The organism is Shewanella psychropiezotolerans, assembly GCF_007197555.1.
Lineage (GTDB): Bacteria > Pseudomonadota > Gammaproteobacteria > Enterobacterales > Shewanellaceae > Shewanella > Shewanella psychropiezotolerans.
Genome location: NZ_CP041614.1, coordinates 2,340,343 through 2,365,877, shown reverse-complemented (window position 1 = coordinate 2,365,877; position 25,535 = coordinate 2,340,343). Strand labels below are relative to the sequence as shown.

The following is a 25,535-nucleotide window of genomic DNA, read 5'->3' as shown; positions in this document are numbered from 1 at the left end:
TGTTCTATACTTAACGCGTTTAATAATCAAAGATAATTGGTGCTGAAAGACATGGAGATACTTTTATGATCTTGCTTGTGGGCGGAGAAAAAGGTGGAGCAGGGAAAAGCTGTATGGCCCAGAATCTAGCTGTTCATATCACGCAGAAATACCAAGCGAATGTATTAATGATTGATTGCGATCCACAGCGCACAACTTCAGATTGGATTCAGGCTCGCAATGAAGATCCAGACCTTCCAACCATCAACTGCATTCAACTTTACGGAAAAATCCGTAATGACCTCTTGAGTCAAGATAAACACTTCGATTATGTCATCGTCGATTGTGGGGGCCAAGATAATCTGGCTATGCGTGCAGCCATGTCTGTCGCAACCTATGTCATACTTCCATTAAGACCCAAGCGTAGAGACTTAAAAACCTTACCCCATATGGAAGATATGCTAAGTACCTGTAAGATGGTCAACCCTAAAATGGTAGCAACCATAGTCATGACTCAATGTCCTTCTCTACCCAGTCAATTTAAAAGAATTCTCGAAGCAAAAGAAGTCGTGGAATCATTTGGGTTACGGGTATTAAATGCTGTGACTTTCAACAGAAATATTTACGATGACAGTGAAGAACTTGGCTCATCTGTTATTGAAATTGAGCCCGATGGAAAAGCCGCTGCAGAGATACGAGCAATTGCAGATGAACTTTTTGCTATAGAACCAGAAAATTGCTATGAGCTTAACTGATCTAAAAAGGCGCAAGAAGAAAACACCTCAAACTCAAGTCTCTATCGAGGATTTCATCGAAGATGCTAATAATTACGCCTTTGGCCAACCTAGCGTCGTCAGTAAAAGTAGAAAAAAACTAAGCAGAGCTAAGCATAAAGGCTTAGATAAACATTCAACCAAAATTTATAAACACGCTACTTTCTCCCTTACTGAAGATGCAATTGGAATACTAGACAGGATATCGGCTGAGAAAAAAATAGCTAAATCACGCCTCATCAGAATTTTAATTCGTGAGTTTTCAGTAAAAAGCAAACATGAGCAAAGTACTATTATCGAGTTGAGTGATGACTAATAACCAACAACCAAATAATTAGCACTTTGATTTATATGAAGCTATACAATCAAAACATTAAGCTCTTAATGAGAACAGATCCTATCCGCAACAGTCTCTATACCTTTAGCTGATTCAATAAACTTTCCCTTCTTTTCCAATAGCTCAATTAGCGCATCGGCATTCATCTCACTCGCAGAGCAAGTATGATAGCGCACCGATGCACCAAAATGTTGGTGCATCAATACTTTAAGCTCTTCTTTGGTTATTGCTTTACCTAATGTGAGCATCAACTCCATCACTTGATGGCCATGAACTGATTCGGACATAATACTGCTACCTTTAAGGCTAATAAATATATGCCTTTATAATCAATATTTGAATTTCAAACTTTGATCCATAACCCAAGACTAATAAATAAACAAACAAAAAGGCCAGTCTATGACTGGCTGATTTACATCAATTTTAGGATTAAGGTTAAACGCTAAGCTTTCAGTATTTCTGGGGTAAATTGAACACTAGCATGTTCACTGGATAGCCAGATCTCCCCATCACTTATATTATATTGAAGCTCCATATTACGAGTAACCAAGTCTCCCATCTGCTTCACGGCCTCTTCAGGGATATTCCACACTTTAAGATTTTTATAACGTTCTAATGCTTTCTCATTTTGTTGCCACCATATAGGTACTGCTCGTCCACCATAAGCAAATAACTGTACTTGCTTCGCCCTGCCACTGGCTTTTCTTAACCATTTTTCATCACTCTGACCAAACTCAATCCAAAGCTCGATATCGCCCACTAGGGACTTTTCCCAAAGCTCAGGTTCATCTTCGACGCAAAGCCCTTTACTGAATGCCAATGACTCACTCGCATTCATTGCAAAAGCCAGCAGACGGACCATCATACGGGAATCAGTCTCTGAAGGGTGTTGAGCTAATGTCAGTTGATGATCGTGATAATAGCCGCGATCCATATCGGCTATCTGCAGAGTGACTTTGTATACGGTAGCTTTTGGTGCCATAACTTCTAATTCTCTCAATTAATTGGCGCTAGTGTAACTCAATCTCCCGCCGAATGAGATATGCCGACCTTAATTCGATAAATAAACTCGCCTTCTGGAGTGTTTGGGTCTGCCTACTTCTGTGTTGAATAAGTTCAAAAGGGATCACCACTTTCTCACTCATTCACCTCGAAATACACTGTAAAAATAGCTCTAAGCTGACTACTTTCTTATACCGATTAGTATCACTAGCGCTTACATTAGATTTTTCCGGCTCTCAAGTGTTTCGCCATGGGGAAATGGGCTTTTAGTTGAGTCACAGTCTCGTTATCCGCATAAACTAGACAACGTTGGCCATTTTCGTACAGCTTACTCAGCTCGCTTAGAGTGGGTAACTTCCCTCTTTCAGCATCGCGTCTGACAAATTCATTGAGAATAAAAGGCAGTTCTTCGAGACTAAAAATATGATCGAGTTTCTGCATTAATGGCATTGCAGCTATGGGTAACAAAGAGGCTTGAGTCTCATCATCGATAAGTAGGATCTCTCCGCCTGTCGACAAGCCTTGGAAGCCGTTGTCGTAATGAACAGGAGTTTCATCATCAAACTTATCACCATTCGCTCTGAAGAAATGCTCCCAAAATAGCTTTCTTTGCTTAAATTCAGGCAGTCTTTGCTGCACTTCTTTGCGCTTAGCCGCAACAAAATCAAACAGAGGCGAGAGAGACTGAGGCAACCAGGACTCGAGTCGCGCCCTTAGCTCTCGTGCAAAAACGGGCGCTGCGCCAGCCGTGCTTATCGCAATCTGAAGACGGCCCCGATCGACTATCGATGGTGTGATAAAACGGCACAGTTCGGGGCTATCTACAACATTCACCCAAATCCCACGTTCATCGGCAATACTCGCGAACTTTGCATTGAGCTTGTCATCAGCAGTCGCAAGATAAACGAGATCGACCCCATGGATATCATCTGGCACCACACTGCGTTTAACGAGAGTAATACGGCCTTGCTGGGCACGCTTAGATACCTCTGTGGAGATATCTGTGGCAATAACCAGAATCTCAGCATTAGTTCTGGATAACAGCTCTAATTTTCTACTGGCCACATCACCAGCGCCCACCAACAAGACTTTCAGCTTGGATGTATCAACAAATAGGGGAAAGTACTGCATTAATAATAATTCCTAAACTTGTATTAACGGCAATCGTATTGGAGCCTAAGAGCACCCACGAAACAGAGGATAGAGTATATCGTAATAACAGTATTTGATGTGTAGCAGGAAATTAGTTGTGTATCTCACAACTCTCTGTTCCACATTGCCAACACAAGTCAAAACTAGCCTCATTCATTTCTTGGCACTTTACGCAGCGCCATCGAGGACCTTCGGCATTAAGAGATTCGAGTTGAGATTTAGCAAGCTCATATTTCGACTCACAGACCCAGAGCTCTACATTTTGCAGATCTACTGGCAGCTCACCTATTCCACCGAGTAACGCTTCACCACGAAGCTCTACTTCAATTCCACTTGTTTCTAACAGACCTTTCCACGTATGAGCCTGTAATAAATTACCGCCCGCAACCATTCTACTTCGCTCTTCCATGTTATTCCCTACAACTGTTGCTCTTCTGGCAAATTTAAGGTGTGATAAATATGTTAACTCATCATATGAGTGCCAACATCCTACTGCTAAATTAGCGAGTCTGTCGAGGATAAATGCGGCCAAGCCGGATAACAAATGAGAATTCAGTTATTTGAGTGTGGAACATTGTTGATATCTCAAATGCACACATACTTATTATCTATTTTACCAAGGCAATAAAAAACCACCCGAAGGTGGTTTTCAGTGTACTTCGAATAAGATTAAAAAATATTAAGGCATCAATGGGTCTTGATCTGCGCCTTCTTTTTCGATTTCAACGGGCAGCATATGCTCACGGTTAATTCCAAGCTTAACCGCCAGGAAACTCGCCACGTAGATAGAGGAGAAAGTACCGACGAAGATACCCATTAAGAGTGCCGTTGCAAACCCATGGATCATGGTGCCGCCCTTGAGGAACAAGGCAATGACCACGACCAGAGTAGTACCAGTCGTAATGATGGTACGACTCATGGTTTGAGTGATTGAGGTATTCACAATCTCCTCAGGCCCACCTTTACGCATCTTAAGGAAGTTTTCACGGATACGGTCAAATACAACAATAGTATCATTGAGTGAGTAACCGACAACCGTCAATACCCCAGCCAGTACCGTAAGATCAAAATCCAACTGGAACAGAGAGAACACACCTAAGGTGATAATCACATCGTGTGCTAATGCCGCCACTGAGCCGAGTGCTAAACGCCACTCGAAACGGAAGGATACATAAATCAAAATACAGATCAATGCGACTAATACTGCTAGTCCGCCCTGCTCTGCGAGCTCTTGACCAATCTGAGGTCCAACCATCTCCACACGCTTCTGGATCACCTGCGGATCTAGCTTAATCGCAGCTTCCATCACATGCTGGACCTGGAGTTCACTCTTCACGCCCTCTTTAACAGGAAGACGCGTGATCACATCTCGGCTTGAACCAAAATGCTGTACCACGACGCCTTCTGTTTCTTCACTAGTTAATTCCGCGCGAAGTGCCTGAAGGTTTGCAGTCGATGAGAACTCGAGCTCAACAACGGTACCACCGGTAAAGTCGAGACCCCAGTTAATGCCTTTAGTCGCTAGCGACGTCAAAGAACCAATAACTAAAATAAGCGACAGGATACTGATTGGCACGGCATGACGCAGAAAGTTGACCGTGCCTTTTATGGATAAAATCTGAAACATAATCAACTTTCCTTATATAGACAGTTTCTTAACGCGCTTACCACCCCAAACAGCGTTAACAATTGCACGGGTGCCCACGATAGCGGTGAACATAGAAGTCGCAATACCTATCATCAAGGTGACTGCGAAACCTTTCACTGCACCCGTTCCGACGGAGAACAAAATAAGTGCTGTCATAAAGGTGGTGATGTTGGCATCGGCAATGGTAGAAAATGCATTCGCATAACCTTCATGAATTGCCTGCTGCACACTTCTGCCATTTCTTAGCTCTTCACGGATACGCTCATAGATCAGCACATTGCCATCTACTGCCATACCTACGGTCAATACCATACCAGCGATACCCGGCAGTGTTAGCACAGCCCCAGGGATCATCGACATCACACCGACCACCATGACTAAGTTTGCGGTTAACGCCAGATTAGCAATCAGACCAAAAGCACGGTAATAGACCAGCATGAAGATAAGCACAACGGCTAAGCCCCATATCATCGCTTGAACACCGTTTTGAATATTCTCGGCACCTAAGCTTGGGCCAATAGTACGTTCTTCAACGATAACCACAGGAGCAATCAAGGCGCCGGCACGAAGCAATAATGCTAGACTTTGTGATTCGCCATGATCCAAACCTGTGATAACGAAGTTACGTCCCAGACGCGCTTGAATAGTCGCGACTGAAATAACTTCCTCTATCTTCTCCAGCTTAATGCTGCCATCCGGGTTTTTAGCACCATTATCTTTATACTCGATGAACAAGGTAGCCATTGGTTTACCAATGTTATCCTTAGTCACATTCGAGAAGATTGAGCCACCCTTGGAATCTAGGTTGATGCTTACCTGAGGACGACTATATTCGTCGAAGCTCGGCTGTGCACCTTGAATATGGGTGCCTGATAGCATGACTTCTTTATAGAGGGCGACTTTTCCACCTTGACGGCGGTCATAGACCTTCGAGTTAGGAGAGACGCGACCACTGGCTATAGCGGTAGCATCGGCTTTCTCATCAACCATGCGAAATTCGATCGATGCCGTAGCACCCAGAATTTTTTTGGCGCGAGCGGTATCTTGCACACCGGGTAGCTGAACGATAATACGCTCTGCACCTTGGCGTTGTACCACTGGCTCAGCAACACCCAACTCATTCACTCGATTACGAATCGTAGTGATGTTTTGCTGTAGTGCATCCTCTTTGACCTGTTTTAGATAGCTCTCACTGAGATTGGCAATCAAGAAGTAATTGCCACCCGATGAGGTATCGGTGAACACCATGTCATTGCCACTAGACTTGAGGAAACGCTCAGCCTTAGCTAAATTCTCGGCATCACGGAATTTGATCTCTATGCCTTTAGCACTTTCACGTATACCAGCATAGCGAATTCTCTCACCACGTAGGTCGGTTCTGAAATCGGCCATCTTAGACTCGGTCATCTTACGGACCGCTTCGCCCATCTTCACTTCCATCAAGAAGTGAACACCGCCTCGAAGATCCAGACCTAGTTTCATAGGGCTACCGCCCATACTCTCCAACCATTCAGGCGTCGCCGGCGCTAAGTTTAAGGCGACGGTGTATTTGTCACCCAGCGCAGCGGCAATCGCTTCTCTGGCGAGTAACTGTTGATCGCCGTCCATCACACGAACAAGTAGTTGGCCATTTTCAAGCTCTGAACGCTTCATCGCAATATTCTTGCTGGCAAGAATATCATTGACTGTTGACTGAGTCGCCACAGTCACCTCGGCTCCACGAGTGCCGACTACCTGTACCGCATAGTCTTCACCGAAGAGATTCGGAATTGCATAGAAAAAACCTACGAAGATGATGCAAGCCACCATCAAGTTTTTCCACATTGGGTATTTATTTAACACACCATCGCCCTCTTGGCTTAAAGTGACTTAATAGAGCCTTTAGGCAATACGGCCGCTATGTAATCCTTCTTAATCGTAATTTCAGATGTTTCATTGATTGTCAGTAACACATAATCATTTTCTTCACTGATTTTAGCAATCTTACCTAAAATACCACCACTGGTGAGCACCTCGTCACCTTTGCTCAATGAACCCATTAAGTTCTTGTGCTCTTTGACGCGCTTAGACTGCGGGCGGAAAATCATGAAATAGAATATCAGGCCGAATATAACCAGCATGAAAATTAACTCCATGGTGCCACCAGTTGCTGGAGCATCTGCAGCGTACGCATTTGAAATGAACATAGTTCTCTCTTCTTATTTAGCAGTAGTTAAAATTAATCGGATAATTTAGGAACTTCACGACCTTGACTGGTATAGAACTCCTCAACGAAGGTGTCTAATGTACCTGTCTCGATTGCACCGCGCAAACCTTGCATCAACCTTTGGTAATACCTAAGGTTATGAATGGTGTTTAAACGAGCACCTAAAATTTCATTACAACGATCTAAATGGTAAAGATATGCCCGAGAATAGTTCTTACAGGTATAGCAATCACATTTATCATCGAGTGTGGCAGTATCATCACGATGACGCGCATTGCGTATCTTAATCACACCTTCACTGGTAAACAGATGACCATTTCGGGCATTACGTGTTGGCATAACACAATCAAACATGTCGACACCGCGACGCACACCTTCAACGAGATCTTCTGGCTTACCGACCCCCATCAAGTAACGAGGTTTATCAGTAGGAATTTGGGGACAGACATGCTCTAAAATACGATGCATATCTTCTTTAGGCTCACCTACTGCCAAACCACCGACGGCATAACCGTCAAAACCTATATCGACTAACCCTTGTAAGCTCTCATCACGCAGGTCTTCGTAGACACCACCTTGAATGATGCCAAACAGAGAGTTAGGGTTTTCTAACTTATCGAACTCATCACGTGAACGTTGAGCCCAACGCAGTGACATCTGCATCGATTTACGCGCTTCATCTTCTGTGGCTGGATACGGTGTACATTCATCGAAAATCATCACCACATCACTGCCCAGCGAGTTCTGGATCTGCATGGATTTTTCCGGATCCAGGAAAATCTTCTCACCGTTGATTGGTGAACGAAAATGCACACCTTCTTCGGTGATCTTACGGATATCACCTAAACTGAATACTTGAAATCCACCGGAGTCGGTTAAAATTGGACCATGCCAATTCATGAAGTCATGCAAATCACCATGCTTACGCATGATCTCTTCACCCGGACGCAACCATAAGTGGAATGTATTACCTAAAAGGATTTCGGCGCCAGTTTCACGCACTTCTTCCGGTGTCATGCCTTTTACTGTGCCATAAGTGCCCACGGGCATGAATGCCGGGGTCTCTACTGTGCCACGATCAAAAATCAAACGGCCGCGCCTGGCGCGTCCATCGGTTGTATCTAATTCAAATTTCATGATTTCACCTCGCCAGATAAACAGTCTGACTCATAAGTGCCTGCACTAAGCTAAATAATCGGTACAAGCTAACATTAAAACTAGAGATAAGGGCAAACAACTGAGTATCAACCCTGTATCCTTAAAATATGCACAAAAATAGCAGAAAAAAATACCCACCTCATCTTGTGGGTGGGTATTTTAAAACAATTTTCGAGATTAGTTCGGTTTTTTAGTCACAAACATGGCGTCGCCATAGCTAAAGAAGCGGTATTTTTGAGCGATCGCGTGTCGATAGGCGTTTTTTACCTCATCGAAGCCTGCAAAGGCGCTGAGCAACATGATTAAGGTCGACTCGGGAAGATGGAAGTTTGTCACCATGGCATCGACCACTTGGAACTCATATCCGGGATAGATAAAGATGTCAGTGTCACTGCAAAATGCTTCCAGTTCAGCAGCACTTGCCTTAGCTGCACTCTCTAATGAACGCACCGATGTTGTGCCTACGGCAATAACACGTTTTCCATTCGCCTTAGTTTGCATGACTTTATCAACAACCTCTTGAGTGACTTCAGCCCACTCAGAATGCATCTTATGCTCGAGGATATTGTCCACTTTTACCGGCTGAAAGGTCCCGGCGCCAACATGTAAGGTGACAAACGCGGTATCAACACCTTTATCAGCCAAGGCTTTTAACATAGCATCGTCAAAATGTAATCCCGCCGTCGGTGCGGCAACAGCGCCCGGAGTCTCATTGTAAACGGTCTGATAACGCTCTTTATCCGCGTCTTCGTCTGGGCGATCGATATAGGGCGGTAAAGGCATATGCCCAACCTCTTCGAGCACTTCGAGTATGGTTTTGTCCGACAGCAGTTTAAGCTCAAATAAGGCGTCGTGACGAGCAAGCATGATCATCTCATAGCCACCATCGACACAGATAATCGAATCGACTTTAGGGGATTTCGAACACCTGACATGGGCCAATATGCTTTTATCATCGAGCATACGCTCGACTAAAAGCTCCAGCTTGCCACCGCTCTGCTTCTTACCAAACAATCGCGCCGGGATCACTCGGGTGTTATTGAACACCATAAGATCGCCGGGATTAACCATATTGAGAATATCGGTGAACTGCTTGTCTGTGACCTCGCCAGTATTGCCATCTAAAGAAAGTAGTCTCGAAGAGGTACGTTCGGCGGTAGGATATCGAGCAATAAGCTCGTTCGGAAGTTCAAAAGAAAAATCGGTCACACGCATGGTTAGTCTCTGCTTAGCATAAATCCGGCGCTAGTCTATTAACAGAGACAGAGAAGATCAAGGATCAGTTGCCGCTTTTACTATCTTCAAGGGCACTGGACTGCTCATCAATATCAAAATCTTCCTTTCGATAGCTATGCTGCTCGTAGGGAATATCTATTTGCACACGCTTTCGCTGAGCTTGCTCTTTCTTGGGAAACACTTTAGATAACCAGTTCCACATCTTCCTTGATCCTTAAACCGATAATTGATGAGAATATAATCAAAACGATGCACATCCTTAAGAAGTCACTTTAAAACCAATTTAAATTGGAGAAAAACTATCTTAGCATCTGAGCCCATGATAACGTGAAACTTGAGTTATAACCAAGAAAATTAACAAAAACATCATGAACTTCCTTGCACACCTACATCTTGCCGATAACAGTAAAACCAGTTTAGCGGCTAATCTTGCCGGCGATTTTGCCAAAGGCAACATAGACAATTATCCTAAACACCTACAGCAAGGGATCTGGATACATAGACAAATTGACCAGCTCACAGACAGCCACGAACTCACCAAAGACTTAGTCGCTCAGTTTCCTAAGAGTTTAACCAGAGCTGCGCCTATTATTGTCGATCTGGCTTTCGACCATATGTTGGCGAAATACTGGGATGAATATCATCATCTTACTCTGCAACAATTTGCCGAAAATGCTTACGATGCCATAGATGCTTGTGAACGCTTGCCAGAAAAATTGCAACTACTTGCTCCGAAAATCCGCAGCGAAAATTGGCTCACCGCATATAGAAGCAAGAAAGGTCTCCACCGAACCATTAACTCTGTCGCTCAGCGTATCTCTAAACCTGAAATTTTCCAAGGTGCTACCCAAGCGGTCGACAAGCTAGATATCGAGATAGAGATTGCATTTAGAACATTCTATCCACAACTGATGGCATACAGCCGTATTTGGGCCCGTAAGACACCGACAGAATATTTATAACGAGCTTTAGGGCTTTAGGGCTTTAGGGCTTTAGCAGCATAAAATCAACTAAAAAGTTAGGTTTAGCAATTCTCAACTGGATCTGTTTTTGCTAGAATTCGCCGCTACAGGAGAACTCATGCAGATATTCACTTACGCCCCCCTTCAGTCCCTTGGTTAGATCTACGCTATCGAGACAGAGATATACTCGTTATCAATAAACCTTCGGGTTTACTCTCCAATCCTGGTCGAGCAGATAATACCTACGATTGCGCGCTTACCCGCTTACTTCAGAGATACCCTGAAACCATACTGATACATCGTCTCGATTGTGCGACTTCGGGCATTATGGTTTTTGCGTTAAATAAGAAGGCGGAGTCTAATATTAAGACTCAATTTCAGAATAGAATGAGTAAGAAGACCTACATTGCTGAGGTCCGTGGATTATTAAACCAAGATCAAGGCGTGATAGAACTGGCGATGAAAGCCGATAAAACCCGACCTCCACTGCAAGAGATAGCAGAAGATGGCAAAGCCTCCAAGACCTATTACAAGGTGCTGGATCGCAGAGAAACCAGTACCTTGGTAGAGTTAAAACCTGTGACAGGAAGGACACATCAACTCAGACTTCATATGCTGGCTATAGGTCATCCAATATTAGGCGATGAGTTTTATGGTGATAAAGAGGTAATAGCGGCTTCAAACAGGCTTAGATTGCATGCAATGTCATTGAGCATCAGCCATCCCTTTTCGGGTAAAGAGATAACATTCATGAGTACTCACCCTTTTTAATCGTTCTATTTCAGGAAAAAAGACCTGATTCGACATTACCATGAGAGGCATAAGCATGAGTCCTTCGCACTGATGCCCTTTCTCAACACTGATAATACCGACTGGTTATTATATTATGCTGCTTTAGCGGTATAGTAGCATTCGCTGGAATTACAAAATTTCAGCGAATTATCATTAGATAACAAGAAATACTCGCCGAAAATATTCCCCCTTTATCTTCGAGTTTTAAGCCTTCCTCAGTTTGAGTGCACATCATGACATCCAGGCTATGACAGCCATCGCTTGACCAAATCTCTAAGTAAATTTTATCGTCCTGCCTATAAAGAGTTAATTTGTTTGAAGTGCCATCACGCCCATCAATCCATCGGCCAATGACTTCACGAGCCTCTAAGTCTTTATCTTGCCAACCTAAGCGTTTTCGCTTATCTACTACTGACATTTTAATCACCTTAAGTAATTCTCTACTTTCTGTAGGGCGATCTGGGTATTGCATGACTTCAGCCATTGAACTCATTTTCAATTAACTCCATTGAAACTAGATATGTTAACTACTTGTGCGCACTTCGAGTTAAACTGATACCAAATAACCACAAGCCACTTACAACTCAGTTTAGCTCAATAACTGTATAAAAGTGTAACCCATTTGTACCATAAAAATGCGATCCAAGTCACTTTTTATGCACCATGTTGGCTAATACTTGCTTAGCAGCTCATTCATTCGATTTTATGATCTTGGAAGAGAGTGATGAGCATAATTTTCACCCAACAAACACTTTTAGGCTACACTTGCTCCTAAATACCCCTTCGATAGACAAACTCGAGAATCAAGATACGAATACCGATTGGTATAACCCCAGTTTTCAGAATCTGAACAGGTATGGAACATAAGGGAGAATAGCCCTATGAATTACACTAATTACCTAAATCAAAAAAGGTACTTGTGCCTTGATGGTTTACGCTGTCTGAGTATCTTGGCCGTCATATGGCATCATGCTGGCTATCCATATTGGGATCATATATATCTCGCTAGTCAAGGATTTCACGGGGTAACGCTATTTTTTGTGATCAGTGGATTTTTAATCACGTCTTTGCTCCTGAAAGAAAAACGAACTAAGGGAAAAATCGACCTTAAGAAATTTTATATCCGACGAACCCTGCGTATCTTTCCGCTTTATTATTGTGTATTACTTATTTACATTCTTCTGGTATTAGTCCTTGAACCTGACACTCCAACCGGAACAGCTTTTCTGGATAATCTGAAATATTTTGCCACCTATACTTCTAACGTGTTTGTTCCTTTTGTTGCAGGCGACCGAATAATATTCTTCTTCGCCTGGTCTCTTGCTGCAGAAGAGCAGTTCTATCTTATCTGGCCGACCATAGAACGTATGATAGCGCCTGTCATATCTATCCCTTTACTCATTCTCATTATTATTGCCAGCATCTTGTTACATTACACTGGAGTGGACAGTGACAACCTCTATTTAAGAGCCTTAGATATTATTGCTATTCCTATCTGTATTGGGGTTGTATTAGCCCATACATTAGCTAACAAGAAGGGTTATCAGTTTGTATCACCTCTCATTGCAAGACCTGAGTCCAGTCTGATATTTCTCATCGCTATGCTTACTTCTCTGGCAATAAAAGGAGTGCCATTAATACTGGTGTATATTTTTATGGCATTATTAATTGCCTCGTGTGTCACCAGCCCCCGCCCCATAGTTCGCCCCCTATTGGAGAATAGTTTTGCCAGAAAGATAGGACAAATTAGTTATGGTATGTACCTGTTACATATGCTGGCATACAACTTTGTGGCTAAAGTAGTCACGTATCTAAATATAGATTATTGGCTCATCACATTCTTAGCCACAATGGTGCTCACCGCCTTGCTCGGTTTAAGCAGTTTCCACCTGTTCGAACAACACTTTTTGAAACTGAAAAGCAACTTCAGCTGAACAAGCCATTTAACCAAGTGAACAAAGCCAGTACTTTCTTCCTATCTGCCGTATTGGCAAGCTCCATGCAATAACTCAGTATCCCTAAAGCAAAAAGGATAGCTGATATGCAAAAGGCAAATTATGCAGTCACTCACTCGCATAGTCGTATGCAGAATACAAATCCCCATGAATTACATGTTATCTGGATAAATAAGCATGCGGATTTTGTAGGCGGAGCGGAACGCTATATCCACGATACCGTGAAGGCACTTGCTGAAAAAGGAGTTAAATCAACTCTGTTATATCAGTTAGACGGAAAAATCCATCCCAGATTCACTCATGTATTTAATAGTGTCTATCCCATCACAGAGCTTAAAACACAACTAAAAAATCAAGCCGCCACTCTTATTTATCTCCATCAACTAGACCATGTACAAGATATAGAGACTTGCGTTCAAAGTGGTATTCCCAGTATTCGTTTTTATCACGACCATAAACTCTTCTGCCTTAGGGAGCACAAATACACCACAATAGGCCTCAACACTTGCCAACAAAAAACGGGGCCAGCCTGCTATGCCTGCTTAGGTTTTATTGGTCGAAATACACAACATAAATTAACGCTGAATCGACTGGGTAATTTACGTGCTCACCAACATAGTAATCAAACTTTAGCTGGGTTTATTGTTGGCTCACAATATATGTCACAGGTCCTCAAACAACATGAGTTTGAAGTTAATAAAACCCATGTGATCCCGCTATTCACCACCTCCAACATATCAATTATCAAGCCATCACAGCCCAGAAACTCGAACCAGCTGCTCTACGTTGGCAGCCTGATGCGGGGAAAAGGCGTCGACCTCTTATTACGTGCAATTGCTAGACAGAATAAGCAAGCTAATTTACTGATCTGCGGCGAAGGTCCTCAAAAAGAGGAGTTACAACAACTCAGCCAAAAACTTGGAATTGAAACCAGAGTGGAGTTTAAGGGCCAGTGTAACACTGCCACATTAGCCAAATACTACCAACAAGCATCGGCGCTGGTGATCCCGTCTCGCACACCTGAAACATTTTGTTTGACTGGTATAGAGGCACTTTCTTACGCCTGCCCCGTAATAGCAGCCAGTGTCGGCGCTATCCCCGAGTGGTTACAAGATGGGGTAAACGGCAGACTAGTAGATAGCAATAATGTTTTCGCACTCAGCGACGCTATTCGGAAGCAACTTCTACATCCCAAAACGATTCAGCGCCATGCCCTCCATACTCAGAAAGTTATTATGCAGCAATACAGTATAAAAGCTCATATTAACCAGCTTCTGCAGGTTTTTGACCATGTTCTGAAGGGAAATTCAAGCCACACAATCACGGCAAGGTCAATGACAGAAGGGAGCAGCCATGTTAACCATTAAACACGTCACTCTGCTACAAGATCCCCAGGCTGAAGCCTTTTGCCAAGATGTACTTACACAGGTGTGCGATACCGTCTCGAGATACCTGGATAAAAACCAACTCTGCGCCTTAGTTTTGTTAGGCGGGTATGGCCGTGGTGAAGGAGGATTGATCTCGCACCCAGTGAGTGGCCAGCTCTATCCACACAATAATTTTGATCTGCTACTGATCCTCAACCAGCAGATAAATGCAGATCCACAGTTAAAAAAATCCATTAATCAAGCGTTGCAGCCCATTAGCCAGCAAGCGGGATTGGGAATTGATGTCTCTTTTACCACCCGAGCTAAAATGCGTAGTGCGGCTTGCCGCGTGATTTGGTATGACATGCGACACGGTCACCGAACCTTGCTAGGGGATGAAGATTTCGTACCGTCATTAACCCAACATACGCTGCAGAACATCCCGGCTTGGGATGCACGAAACCTCTTGATTAACAGAGGGTCTCTATTGCTTATTAATCGATTTTTGTTGGCTCAAAACGAACCCGAACGTTATCGTTCTACCATCATTAAACATACCATGAAAGCGATCATTGGCTATGGTGATGCGCTATTGTTCTCCTTGGGTAAATACCATTGGTCTTATGCAGAAAAACAGCTGCGTATGGCAAATGAAACCAGCGTAGAACCTGAGTTAAAACAGCTGTATCTACAGGCAATGAGTTTTCGATTTTCTCCCAGTTATACTCGGTTTCAGAATATCGATCTCACCGCCTGGAACGAATCCATAATAACCGCCTTGCAGCCTGTCCATCTGCGCTGTGAGCGCCAGCGTCTGAACAAACCGAATCTCACCTGGGCAAGCTACCTTAAATACGCTGCCAGAGATGCCTTTTGGAATAACGACAGTCAGGTTAAAAGCCTGATGAAGCGAACTCTGGGTATGACGGCCGGGCTTTCCATTATCCAAGAGCCTTCTCCCTGGACTTATCTGGCATTGACTCAAGCTGAAAAGCTCCCGCTGTGCTTTCCCTATGTGCTCTATCGTCAAGGGAAACCAGCTGAAAACTCTGCCGATACCCTGACCCGGCGTTACCTTAAAAACTGGCAGGACTTTGTGGATGCTAACATAAGTAACCTACTGGATGGCTTAGGCTTATCTTTGGAGGAGGCCAACTTATGATTTATCTAAGTGCAGATATTCATCACGCCAGTTTACGAACGGGCAATCAAGCGCATTGTGATATCTCAGAGCTCAAGACAGCAAAGTTATTTCTTAAACGTATCGAACAAGCCCAGGTCAAGTTAACTTGTTTTATTACCGGTCGCTGTTTCGTCGAAGAATGGGCAGATACACAGGTGCTATGCATGAGTGACTGGGTTGAAATTGGCGGTCACACCTGGAGTGGGTTTACTCCACAGATTTGGCACCGTCTCTGTAACAAGCTTTTAGGCAGCTATAACGGCCCATACTGGTATCAATATTTAGATACTCTAGGCACCATCAAGATCATCGAAAGCAAGACTGGCAAGCGGATAACCTGCTGGCGAAACCACATGTATATGCACGGTCACCATACCGACAGAGTATTGAGTAAACTCGGGATCAAGCTGTGCTCCGATGGAGTAAAACGCAACAATTTCTACCCCCTCGAATCCAAGCATGGGGTTTATAACTTCCCTATTAACATCATTCCAGACCATGAGCACCTTTACCACGCAGAGCGTACCCCAAAATGGGTCGAACACTGGCAACAACGTTATTCATGGTCCGATGATTTTGGCAGCGAAAGCTACTATATCCGGGAATGGACAGAGCGGGTGTTAAGTCAGCTGAAAAGTTGTGAAGCTCAAGGGCTTGATGCCAACTTATTGATCCACCCCATCACCATGTACTTATGTGACAAGTTTCAATGCTTCGACAAGATACTCGACTACATCAGTACACAAGAGACGGCTTGGCTCAGTGACTCAATCCCAGCCCATCAACCCTCACAAAATTTCGCAGAGGAAACAACCCATGCCTGAATCAGCCTCACGAGATCATAAGAAAGCAACAATCGTCGCGCCCCCTAATTTGAGCAGCCACAAATTAGCCATCATCATGCGCTCAAAAAACTCAGCTTGGGTCATTGCCAACACACTTGCGGCGCTACATTCGCAAGATTTCCAAGATTATGATTTGATTCTCGTAGACTCAGGTTCGACAGATGCAACCCTGGAAATTGCCAGCTTCTATGACTGCCGACTTATCCATATAGAGCCAGGTGATTACTACCCAGGTAAGGTGCTCAATCAGGCAATTGAACAATGCCAGGCTGATATCGTCATTTTTCTAAACTCCGACGCCGTATTACTAAGGGACGACTCCCTGTCTAATTTACTCGATGCATTTAATGATCCCGACACTGTTGCAGCATTCGGCCGTCAGCTCCCCCGCCCCGAAGCCCATCAATGGGTAAAGCGCGATTATGCCACCAGCTTTCCAGCCACAGGCACTCCCCCAAGCTGGATCACCCTGTCATTACCCTTTGCCGCCATTCGCCGACAATATTGGCTACAACATCCTTTCTATCAGGATGCCTGGGCGTCTGAAGATACTGAGTGGGGACATTGGGCTCAAACTTGTGGATACAAATTAGCCTATGTTCCTCTGGCACTTCTTATGCATTCTCATAATTACACGTTAAAACAATTGTACGGTCGACGGTTTGTGGAGGGAGAAGCGGATGCATTTATCTATCATAAAAAACATAATCTTACTTCAGCCTTCACCAGTTTTGTCAAAGGCTTTATCCGAGGATGTTATCACCACATCATCACCTCGGACTTAGCTGGACTGCTCGCCACTCCACGTCGAGTGTTTGTCTACCACTGGGCATATTATTCCGGCTTACGCTGGGGTAATACCCGGATTAGCCAGCAGTTAAAAAACGACTCGACAGGACAACAAGCCGTGTTATCCCGATACCAATGATCTCAAACCTTGAATACTTTCAAAAACTCAGAGATAAGCCTACATGGCTCAAGTTATATCAGGAACCTAATATGAAAAACCGCGACAAATATCCTATCGCTCAAGTCATGCGTAGATTCCATATAAAGGAATGGGGTGGCATGGAAGGTGCAGTTTGGAATACCAGCTTGGGCTTAAAGCAACAACATCACATCAATAGCCATATTTTGTGTACACAAGCACTCAATAGAGTTCCATCAGAGGTGATAGATAACATCCCTATCGAACGCTTTCGCTACCATTACCCTTACATAGGGTTAACCAAAGAAAAGAGGCTCAATCTGGATAAAAAAGGGGGAATCCCTACTCTTTCTCCCTTAGCCAGAGACTATTAAGAGGTGAATTTCGTTTATATCATTGCCACACCATGCAGCGTATGGCTGCTATGGTGCGATATGCAGCCAAGCGGCGTGGACTCCCCTATGTCATCTCTTTACACGGCGGTCAATTTACGGTTCCTAAGACCGAAATAGACAGCCTGATCAAACCTTTGCAAAACACCTTCAATGCCGGTAAGGCTATCGATCTGCTTCTGCAACCGCAGAAAGTATTGACCGATGCCAGTGGCATCATCTGTATTGGTTACAATGAATACCTTAAAACCCAAGTATGCTTCCCTGATAAACCGGTAATTTATTTGCCAAACGGAGTGGATTCCAGCCGTTTTTCAACACCCGTAAGCCTGGATGTTCACCAACATCTACACATACCCAAGGGCCGAAAATTACTGCTATCCGTCGGGCGCATCGACAGTCAGAAAAACCAACTGATGCTTATCGACTTGCTCAGCCGATTACATGCTAGGGGGGAGACTCAGTATCAACTGATATTGGCAGGCCCAGTGATCCAGTCAAGTTACTTGAGTCAATTACTCAGAAGCATAGAGCGCAATAGACTGCAGGCACATGTCACTATTATTCCAGGCATCGAGCCCGATAATGAATTGCTGCCTGCACTGTATCAACAATCGTCCTGCTTCTTACTCGCTTCCACTCATGAACCCTTTGGCATTGTGGTATTGGAAGCATGGAGCGCCGGATTACCTATCGTTGCCAGTCGTGTTGGCAGCTTAGTTCACCTTATCAGGCACAATCATGATGGCTTGCTTTTTAATCCAGACAACCTGGACTCACTGCAGGCGAATGTCAGCAAGGTATTAAGCTCACCATCCTTTGCAAAACGTCTGATCGAACATGGCCTAGCTCGAGTAGCAAGCGAATACTGTTGGCCTCAGCTAGTCTCCCATTTAGAGGCATTTTATCGAACCGTAGAGAACTGGCATTACAGTAAGTAGCGAATGGCTCAGGTGGCAGGTTCTTAGCCCCCGTAGATAAGATATTAAAAAGAGGGATGGATATGCGTCTTATATTTAGTGCTTGCGGCTTTGATTGCGGCAAATCAGGCATTTCTCAATATATGCAAAATGTGGTGACTGAATTACTCAAATCACATCATGTTACTGTGTTAATTAATAACAGGGATCAACAGTTCTGGCCCATTGAACACCCCAGGCAAACACTCGTGGTACTCCCGTGGTATTTAAGCCACCCCATTACCAATATGGTTTACCACACCTGGGTACTGCCTCACGAACTCAAGCAACGACTCAAGACTAGCCATTATGATGCCCTTATTTTACCGGCTGCCAACCGCCGAGTATTGAGTCATTATCCCTTACCCACAGTTGCCACGTTTCACGATTTATCCCAATGCCATATCGCCAATAAATACGATATTCTTCGTATGCACTACATTCGTCACCTTATCCCCAAATTTCTGCAACCCATAGCGAGTCCCTACCGCCCTCATCTCATTGCCGTGAGTGACAATACCCGTAAGGATATGGAAACGTTTCTGCACATTCCGGCTCATCATATCAGTGTGTTACACAATGGATACGACAAGAGTCTGTTCAATGAGCAACAACCATCAGATTACGCTAAGCGATTAAAACGCCTCCAGCTTAAACCGGATTACCTGTTATATGTCTCGCGCATCGAACATCCGGGGAAAAATCATATCGGCCTGATCCAAGCGTATGAAAAGCTGCCCGAGACAATACGTAATAAACACCCCTTGGTGTTTGTCGGTAGTGCCTGGTCTGGTGCCGAAGTGGTATTTAAGCGAATTGCCGACTCACCTGCAGCAAGCTCCATTAGGGTGCTTGGTTTTGTTGATAGCAGCGATCTGCCTAGCCTGTATCACGGCGCTGCAACGACTGTGATGCCCTCGCTTTATGAAGGGTTCGGACTCCCTCTGGTGGAAGCAATGGCATGCGCAACACCTGTGGCTTGCTCTAATCGGGGGGCGATGCCGGAAGTTGTGGGAGAAGCAGCCCTTTGTTTCGACCCAGAAAGTTCAACCAGTATTGCCCAATGCCTAGGAAAAATACTCACACAGCCGTCTTTTCAGCAAGAGCTGATCCGGCGGGGACTCGAGCGGGTAACCGCATTCGACTGGGGAGTTCATACCAGAATGTTACTCAATACGTTAAGCAACAAGCATCAAAAAATGAACACTTGATAACGTAACCAAGTCTCAAAAATAATCGAGACACGGAGATCATAATGAAGGTACTTTTTGTAACACCTTATATCCCCTATCCCCTTAACAGCGGGACGAACCAACGCATATTTAATCTGCTTAAGGCCGTATGTGATGAGCATGAGGTGATTTTTTTTAGCCTGACCCATAGCGATGCCGAGCTATCACGGGCCAAAGAATTACAGTCACTATTGCCATTTAGCCAGTTCCACACTGAGCCGATAAAATTAAAAGCCTGGCGCAGTCTGTCAAAACGCATATTTGACCCGATTCCCGATACCTTACACCACTGGTTTGATATTGAGATCAGTCACGCACTCAGGAAGTTGATGCAATCTAATTCATTTGACCTAGTGCACTGTAGTGATATCTGTATGACTCAGTATTTTCAGGAAATAGATTGTCAATGCCCGCTAATTAACGACCATAGCAGGATAGATAGCGAATACCAATTAGAACAGCTGCCCTACTTACAAGGCTGGAAACGCCGTCTGTCAGCCAGAGAGAACATGTTTAAAACGCGCCGTTTCGAGAAGCGATTAAGTGCACAATTCCCCCTTCATGTCGTGTGCTCAAGAGAAGACCAAGATTATATAATGCGCCACCAGCAACTCGACACGCCTCCATTGGTATTAGAAAATGGCTTCGACAGTGACTATTTTTATCCACAACAAAAACCCATTAATAACAATCCAACCTTAGTCTTTACCGGCACCATGGACTACGAGCCTAACCTAGACGGCATGCGCTGGTTTATACAAGATATCTGGCCCAAGGTATTGGAAAAACTCCCTGATGCTCGCTTAATTATCGTGGGGACTAAGCCTACGGAAGAAGTTTACAGTTGGCAAAATGGTGATCAAGTTGTCGTCACAGGTGAAGTCGCCGATATTCGTCCCTATTACGCCATGGCTGATGTCTATATTTGTCCCCTTCGCATAGGCGGTGGAACACGACTAAAACTAGTAGAAGCCTTAGCAATGGAGCGGCCTGTTGTTAGCACCCGGGTCGGTGCACAAGGCTTGGCATTATGCGACCAGCAACATATTTGCTACGCCGACAATGCATCCCAATTTGCGAATAACATTTTAAGGACACTTACTGACTTACCATTTTCCCTTAAAATATCAAAGCAAGGCGCTGATCTTGTAAGGGAAAAGTATAGTTGGAAAGATTTGGCACGACGATTGATTGGGTATTACCAGGAGCATACAAAAAACAACTGGAGCAAGGCCCATGAAAAAGAAACTGACTCTTTTTACATTTATTGATGCATTTGGTTGGGAGATCTACCAGCGATATGGATTTCTTGATGGGATCATTGAAGATGCCCATCCGCTACAAACCACATTCGGTTTTTCCTCCGGAGCCGATCCCTCTATACTCACGGGCCGTTTTCCGGACGAACATACTCATTGGTCATGCTTCAATTACAACCCACAAGAATCTCCGTTCAAAGCCTTTAAATACTTAGCACATCTTCCCAGTGCAATTTTTGATCGGGGCCGTGTGCGCCATTGGCTGAGCAAAGCCATGGCCAAGGTATACGGATATACAGGCTATTTCGAAATGTATTCGGTGCCCTTTGCCCATCTGCCCTATTTTGACTATCTGGAGAAACGCGACTATTTCGTCCCGGGTGGAATTATGGCCACGGACACCATATTTGACTGGTGTGTCAACCAAGATATTCCTTATTACTGTTCGAACTGGCGTCATAGTGAACAAGAGATTTTGGCCAGTAACCGCTCCGAAATAGAAAAAGGTGAGATCCAATTTAACTATGTTTATCTGCCCCGTCTTGATGGCATCATGCATCAATATGGCACCAATCACCCTGCCGTTGAAAAACAGATAAATTGGCTAGACCAAGAGATCCGTTCCTTATATGAACTGGCACTAAGCCAGTATGATGAAGTGGCGCTCTACATCATTTCCGACCACGGCATGAAGGATGTCACGGGTGATATCGATCTCATTCCAGATATTCAGGCGACCGGGCTGGAATACGGTAAAGATTATGTTGCCATGTACGATTCCACCATGGCGCGCTTTTGGTTTATGCAGCCGGATGCAGAAGCCATCATTCGCCGGGTACTCGAAGACCAAACCCACGGCGCTATCGTCGAAGACGATGACCTGAAGAAGATGCATGTGTATTTTGAGGACCATAGATTTGGTGAGCTGTTCTTCTTGATGGAGCCAGGTATGCTCATCACGCCCTGTTACATGGGGCTTAAATCCATTCCTGGAATGCATGGCTATCACCCAGAGGACAAAGACTCTTACGCCATGATCGCCGCTAATAAACCCATCACAGCAAACGTGAAAAGTATCACAGATATTCGCGGGATCATCGAGCATGAACTCCGCAACTGAGTTTTCTTCCGCCGAGGATGATCAAACTGAAACAGCTGGTCTTAAGATCGATCTGGAGCTACTTTGGTCACAAGTTAAAGGCAAAATATGGCTACCTTTTTTAGTGGCCATATTGTGTGGCGCCTCGACTTTGCTCTTGACTAAGTATTTTATAAAAGATAGCTGGAAAGCCAACACCATCATCATCCGCCATCAGAAGAACATGTCATCACAAGCAGAAATCCCTTACCTGTATCTGCAAATTGACTTTAATACCATAATGCAAACGATATTGGTTCGGGATCATCTGCTTAGGGTTATAGAACGGTTAGAGCTATCCCTTACTCCCGAAGACTTATACAAAAACATCATTATCAGCCGGGGAAATCGCTCAGATATTATCAATATTACCGCTATCTGGCACCAACCAGAAATGGCAGTCAAGATGTCGGACACTGTCAGTGCGGTTTTTCTTGAATCCTATTCCAGCGTACAAAACTCTGCAGCACAAAAGGTCAATACCTACTTCCTCAATGAGCTTTCAACAAGCCGTAAAGCACTCATTGCTGCGCAACAAGCAGAGTCTGACTTCAGGCAGAAACACAAGCTGTTGTCATTTGACGATCAGATGGCATCGAACTACCAGAAAATACAGGCGTTAGAAATTAAATACATCGAAAGCCAGGTTGCCACAGACGAAAAAAGAGCCAAGCTAAAAGCCACAATCTCAAAACTCACCACTATTCCAAAGGAGATCCCACTGGAAACCATGGTTGCTGGTGCCGCTCTAAGCCGTATCAATGGGCTACGTGAGAACCTGCAACTGCTCAAACTGAAATACACCTCACAAAACCCTAAGGTCATGGCAATGGAACAAAAAATTTCCACCCTGCAGAGTAATTCCGATAGCACGTCTGTTACCGGCCAGGTCGACACAAAGGTCTATGGTCAAAACCCCCTCTACCTGGAGTTAGAGTTGGAGATGATCCATTATGAATTTGATCTTTATGTCTCAGATCAGTCATTAGCCGGTTATCGTCAGGGCATTAATAATACCAAAGACAGTCTGCAGCGACTCAGTGCCCTAAGACAAGAACATCAGCGTCATCAGGATAAAATGATTGAATATCGTCATCTGGTCAGCACCCTGGAGGGACGGGTCACCGATTCTAAGCTCGCTTTGGAGTCGAATATCAGTGACTTTGAAATCATCGAAAACGCGCTGCCTCCAAAATATCCTGAACGTTCATATCGTAAGCTCATGGCCATCACAGCTGGCATATTTGGCTTTACCGTTAGCGCACTGATACTGATCGCCAGTGTCCTTTTTGATCCAAGAGTGAAAACCCGTAATGACTTAGATCCCAAACGTTTAATCGGTGTTCTTCCCGATAAAGATACCGTCGAAGAATATCACTATTACAGCGCATTTCAGGGCCTGTTTAGCAACCTTGAGCAACTTCGAAGTGAGAGTAAGAATCAAAGTAAACTCATCACCTTAAGTAGCACTCACGAGCATGAAGGCAAGTCCACCATCGCCAATGCCCTCACAGATATTTACCTGCGTCAGGGCAAGCGCGTTCTGTATATTGAGTCAGTTGAAGCAGGTGACAACGTCGATGAGGCTGTACTCAATCCCTTAATCTACGGAAAAGAGTCCCAATGGCAGCCTCTCAATGTTGCCGATAGTATTGATCATGCTTACTTCGTTTACGATCAAGACATTTATTTAAATTATCTGGATAAAGCCAGTTTCGACGTGACTATCAACACAATATCTCAGGACTATGATGTGGTTATCTGGGAGCTTTTTCCTGCCCAGCGCCATTTACAACTCTACAGCGTGATCAACAACTCCCCTGCCGCGATTCTATTGATAGCAAAAAGTCTATTTACACGAAAAGACAACCTCAACCGAGTGAGCAACTATTTGAGCGAAAAGAATATTAAGCCCATAGGGATCATACTCACCCAAGTACCTAAGGACATCTATCATGCATAACTTTATCCTGCTCCATAGATTACTTGCACTGACGCTTCTGTTATCCAGCTGCGCCAACCTGGACCCGAGTAGTAACCCGCCCCTTGAATTACCCTTAGCGCTACAAAAAATGGCTGATGTAGAGACCTTAGACGAACCAGCTCATATTTCCCAGCAACGCCTAGAGCAAGAGCTAGCCAGTTTACATCTGGTGAAACCCGGTACTTATGAAATTTCAGCCGGGGATAAGTTTAATATTTTCGTTTATGGCGAGCCTGATTTAGATAGTAAACAGGCGATAGTTAAACTCGATGGTAGCCTGACTTTTAAGCTCATTGGTGATGTGCAAATTGCAGGAAAAACCGTGCCTCAGGCCACCGCCTTAATGGAGAAAAAATTACAGCGTTATATTCATTTTCCTAAGGTGACCCTGATGCCATACGACATGCGCAGTGCCTCTATCACCATCATAGGTAAAGTCATTCACCCCGGCGTATATTACTTCGATGGTTCACTGAGAGCCGCCGAAGCCATTGGCCTGGCAGGCGGGTTCTCCATCGGTATTTTTGATGACAATACCATCGAATTAGCGGATCTAGAACACTCCTATATCCAGCGAGGTGAGTACCTATTACCCGTTGATTTAACTAAGCTTATACGTAAAGGAAATATGCATCACAATGTCCCCTTAGTGGACGGTGATTATGTTTACATTGCCTCCTCCATGAGCCAAGAGGTCTTCATCACAGGTGAAGTCAATAAGCCTAGCTATTATGGCTACAGTGAACGTATGACATTAGCGCGCCTGGTGTCCAGAGCCCAAGGCCTATTACTTTCCGCCAATAGCCACGTGCTGGTTATCCGCGGCAACATCAAACACCCCTTAGTCTATAAGGTCAACATTGACAAAATTCTCAACGGAGAAACACATGATTTTTTGATCCAGCCCAACGATTTGGTTTACGTGCCCAAGAGTATGATCGGCTCGTGGAATGCATTACTCACTCAGTTAATGCCGACTCTGGAAACCATGCTGACAGGCTCATTACTCGAACGCAGAGTACACGACTTACAGAGTCGTAATTAAGGA

General features: G+C 44.3%; 26 protein-coding genes and 1 pseudogene. 16 read left to right on the top strand and 11 right to left on the bottom strand.

Annotated elements, in window-relative coordinates:
* Window positions 1–65: 65 nt before the first annotated feature.
* The gene (locus FM037_RS10560; RefSeq protein ID WP_144045967.1) at window positions 66–734 is read left to right on the top strand and encodes an AAA family ATPase; all 669 of its coding nucleotides are present in this window, start codon (window positions 66–68) and stop codon (window positions 732–734) included.
* On the top strand, window positions 721–1,068 hold the full coding sequence (locus FM037_RS10555; RefSeq protein ID WP_144045966.1) for a replication protein RepA: 348 nt from the start codon (window positions 721–723) through the stop codon (window positions 1,066–1,068). The genes FM037_RS10560 and FM037_RS10555 overlap by 14 nt, the downstream gene beginning before the upstream one ends.
* Window positions 1,069–1,133: 65 nt before the next feature.
* Here the strand turns inward: FM037_RS10555 and FM037_RS10550 are convergent, their stop codons facing one another.
* The 10 genes from FM037_RS10550 to FM037_RS28510 all read right to left on the bottom strand — a co-directional run bounded on the left by FM037_RS10550 (window position 1,134) and on the right by FM037_RS28510 (window position 9,693).
* Window positions 1,134–1,376: a YecH family metal-binding protein gene (locus tag FM037_RS10550; protein ID WP_144045965.1), complete on the bottom strand. Its 243-nt coding sequence runs from the start codon at window positions 1,374–1,376 to the stop codon at window positions 1,134–1,136.
* 155 nt (window positions 1,377–1,531) lie between these two features.
* A complete protein-coding gene (locus FM037_RS10545) occupies window positions 1,532–2,071 on the bottom strand; it encodes a YaeQ family protein (RefSeq protein WP_144045964.1) in 540 nt (179 codons plus the stop codon).
* 239 nt (window positions 2,072–2,310) lie between these two features.
* Complete coding sequence (locus tag FM037_RS10540; RefSeq protein WP_144045963.1) at window positions 2,311–3,222, bottom strand: precorrin-2 dehydrogenase/sirohydrochlorin ferrochelatase family protein; 912 nt, start codon at window positions 3,220–3,222, stop codon at window positions 2,311–2,313.
* 112 nt (window positions 3,223–3,334) lie between these two features.
* Window positions 3,335–3,652 carry a putative signal transducing protein gene (locus FM037_RS10535; RefSeq protein ID WP_144045962.1) on the bottom strand — a complete coding sequence of 106 codons (318 nt, stop codon included), beginning with the start codon at window positions 3,650–3,652 and terminating at the stop codon, window positions 3,335–3,337.
* A 270-nt stretch (window positions 3,653–3,922) separates the two neighbouring features.
* Window positions 3,923–4,870: a protein translocase subunit SecF gene (secF, locus tag FM037_RS10530; protein WP_144045961.1), complete on the bottom strand. Its 948-nt coding sequence runs from the start codon at window positions 4,868–4,870 to the stop codon at window positions 3,923–3,925.
* A gap of 12 nt (window positions 4,871–4,882) precedes the next feature.
* Window positions 4,883–6,733: a protein translocase subunit SecD gene (gene secD, locus FM037_RS10525; protein ID WP_144045960.1), complete on the bottom strand. Its 1,851-nt coding sequence runs from the start codon at window positions 6,731–6,733 to the stop codon at window positions 4,883–4,885.
* 17 nt (window positions 6,734–6,750) lie between these two features.
* Window positions 6,751–7,077, bottom strand: coding sequence for a preprotein translocase subunit YajC (gene yajC / locus FM037_RS10520; RefSeq protein WP_142874218.1), 327 nt, complete (start codon window positions 7,075–7,077; stop codon window positions 6,751–6,753).
* A 32-nt stretch (window positions 7,078–7,109) separates the two neighbouring features.
* The gene (gene tgt / locus FM037_RS10515; protein WP_144045959.1) at window positions 7,110–8,234 is read right to left on the bottom strand and encodes a tRNA guanosine(34) transglycosylase Tgt; all 1,125 of its coding nucleotides are present in this window, start codon (window positions 8,232–8,234) and stop codon (window positions 7,110–7,112) included.
* A gap of 198 nt (window positions 8,235–8,432) precedes the next feature.
* Window positions 8,433–9,470 carry a tRNA preQ1(34) S-adenosylmethionine ribosyltransferase-isomerase QueA gene (gene queA, locus FM037_RS10510; protein WP_144045958.1) on the bottom strand — a complete coding sequence of 346 codons (1,038 nt, stop codon included), beginning with the start codon at window positions 9,468–9,470 and terminating at the stop codon, window positions 8,433–8,435.
* A 64-nt stretch (window positions 9,471–9,534) separates the two neighbouring features.
* Window positions 9,535–9,693 carry a hypothetical protein gene (locus FM037_RS28510; RefSeq protein ID WP_185977001.1) on the bottom strand — a complete coding sequence of 53 codons (159 nt, stop codon included), beginning with the start codon at window positions 9,691–9,693 and terminating at the stop codon, window positions 9,535–9,537.
* Between the two features lie 166 nt (window positions 9,694–9,859).
* Here FM037_RS28510 and FM037_RS10505 point away from each other — a divergent pair, with 166 nt between their 5' ends.
* Entirely contained in the window at window positions 9,860–10,453 is a 594-nt protein-coding gene (locus tag FM037_RS10505) for an acyl carrier protein phosphodiesterase (RefSeq protein WP_144045957.1), read from the top strand.
* A 118-nt stretch (window positions 10,454–10,571) separates the two neighbouring features.
* Window positions 10,572–11,224 (top strand): annotated as a pseudogene (locus FM037_RS10500) (pseudouridine synthase).
* Between the two features lie 160 nt (window positions 11,225–11,384).
* Here the strand turns inward: FM037_RS10500 and FM037_RS10495 are convergent.
* On the bottom strand, window positions 11,385–11,663 hold the full coding sequence (locus FM037_RS10495) for a hypothetical protein (protein ID WP_407695638.1): 279 nt from the start codon (window positions 11,661–11,663) through the stop codon (window positions 11,385–11,387).
* Window positions 11,664–12,126: 463 nt separating this feature from the next.
* Between FM037_RS10495 and FM037_RS10490 the strand changes: the two genes are divergently transcribed.
* The 12 genes from FM037_RS10490 (at window position 12,127) to FM037_RS10440 (ending at window position 25,532) form a co-directional block, all read left to right on the top strand.
* The gene (locus tag FM037_RS10490; RefSeq protein WP_144045956.1) at window positions 12,127–13,179 is read left to right on the top strand and encodes an acyltransferase family protein; all 1,053 of its coding nucleotides are present in this window, start codon (window positions 12,127–12,129) and stop codon (window positions 13,177–13,179) included.
* A 107-nt stretch (window positions 13,180–13,286) separates the two neighbouring features.
* A complete protein-coding gene (locus tag FM037_RS10485; RefSeq protein WP_144045955.1) occupies window positions 13,287–14,567 on the top strand; it encodes a glycosyltransferase family 4 protein in 1,281 nt (426 codons plus the stop codon).
* Window positions 14,554–15,729, top strand: coding sequence for a hypothetical protein (locus FM037_RS10480; RefSeq protein ID WP_144045954.1), 1,176 nt, complete (start codon window positions 14,554–14,556; stop codon window positions 15,727–15,729). Before FM037_RS10485 ends, FM037_RS10480 begins: the two co-directional genes overlap by 14 nt.
* Complete coding sequence (locus tag FM037_RS10475) at window positions 15,726–16,574, top strand: polysaccharide deacetylase family protein (RefSeq protein WP_144045953.1); 849 nt, start codon at window positions 15,726–15,728, stop codon at window positions 16,572–16,574. The genes FM037_RS10480 and FM037_RS10475 overlap by 4 nt, the downstream gene beginning before the upstream one ends.
* Window positions 16,567–17,523: a glycosyltransferase family 2 protein gene (locus tag FM037_RS10470; protein WP_144045952.1), complete on the top strand. Its 957-nt coding sequence runs from the start codon at window positions 16,567–16,569 to the stop codon at window positions 17,521–17,523. The genes FM037_RS10475 and FM037_RS10470 overlap by 8 nt, the downstream gene beginning before the upstream one ends.
* Before the next feature lie 71 nt (window positions 17,524–17,594).
* Window positions 17,595–17,897, top strand: coding sequence for a hypothetical protein (locus tag FM037_RS29345; RefSeq protein ID WP_229381148.1), 303 nt, complete (start codon window positions 17,595–17,597; stop codon window positions 17,895–17,897).
* Window positions 17,898–17,929: 32 nt separating this feature from the next.
* Window positions 17,930–18,856 carry a glycosyltransferase family 4 protein gene (locus FM037_RS10465; protein ID WP_229381147.1) on the top strand — a complete coding sequence of 309 codons (927 nt, stop codon included), beginning with the start codon at window positions 17,930–17,932 and terminating at the stop codon, window positions 18,854–18,856.
* 62 nt (window positions 18,857–18,918) lie between these two features.
* Window positions 18,919–20,085, top strand: coding sequence for a glycosyltransferase family 4 protein (locus FM037_RS10460; protein WP_227993295.1), 1,167 nt, complete (start codon window positions 18,919–18,921; stop codon window positions 20,083–20,085).
* A gap of 44 nt (window positions 20,086–20,129) precedes the next feature.
* Window positions 20,130–21,377, top strand: a complete 1,248-nt coding sequence (locus tag FM037_RS10455) for a glycosyltransferase (RefSeq protein ID WP_144045950.1) — start codon at window positions 20,130–20,132, stop codon at window positions 21,375–21,377.
* Window positions 21,343–22,485, top strand: coding sequence for an alkaline phosphatase family protein (locus tag FM037_RS10450; RefSeq protein WP_144045949.1), 1,143 nt, complete (start codon window positions 21,343–21,345; stop codon window positions 22,483–22,485). The genes FM037_RS10455 and FM037_RS10450 overlap by 35 nt, the downstream gene beginning before the upstream one ends.
* The gene (locus tag FM037_RS10445; RefSeq protein WP_144045948.1) at window positions 22,469–24,466 is read left to right on the top strand and encodes an exopolysaccharide transport family protein; all 1,998 of its coding nucleotides are present in this window, start codon (window positions 22,469–22,471) and stop codon (window positions 24,464–24,466) included. The genes FM037_RS10450 and FM037_RS10445 overlap by 17 nt, the downstream gene beginning before the upstream one ends.
* Window positions 24,459–25,532 carry a polysaccharide biosynthesis/export family protein gene (locus FM037_RS10440; protein WP_144045947.1) on the top strand — a complete coding sequence of 358 codons (1,074 nt, stop codon included), beginning with the start codon at window positions 24,459–24,461 and terminating at the stop codon, window positions 25,530–25,532. The genes FM037_RS10445 and FM037_RS10440 overlap by 8 nt, the downstream gene beginning before the upstream one ends.
* Window positions 25,533–25,535 lie beyond the last annotated feature (3 nt).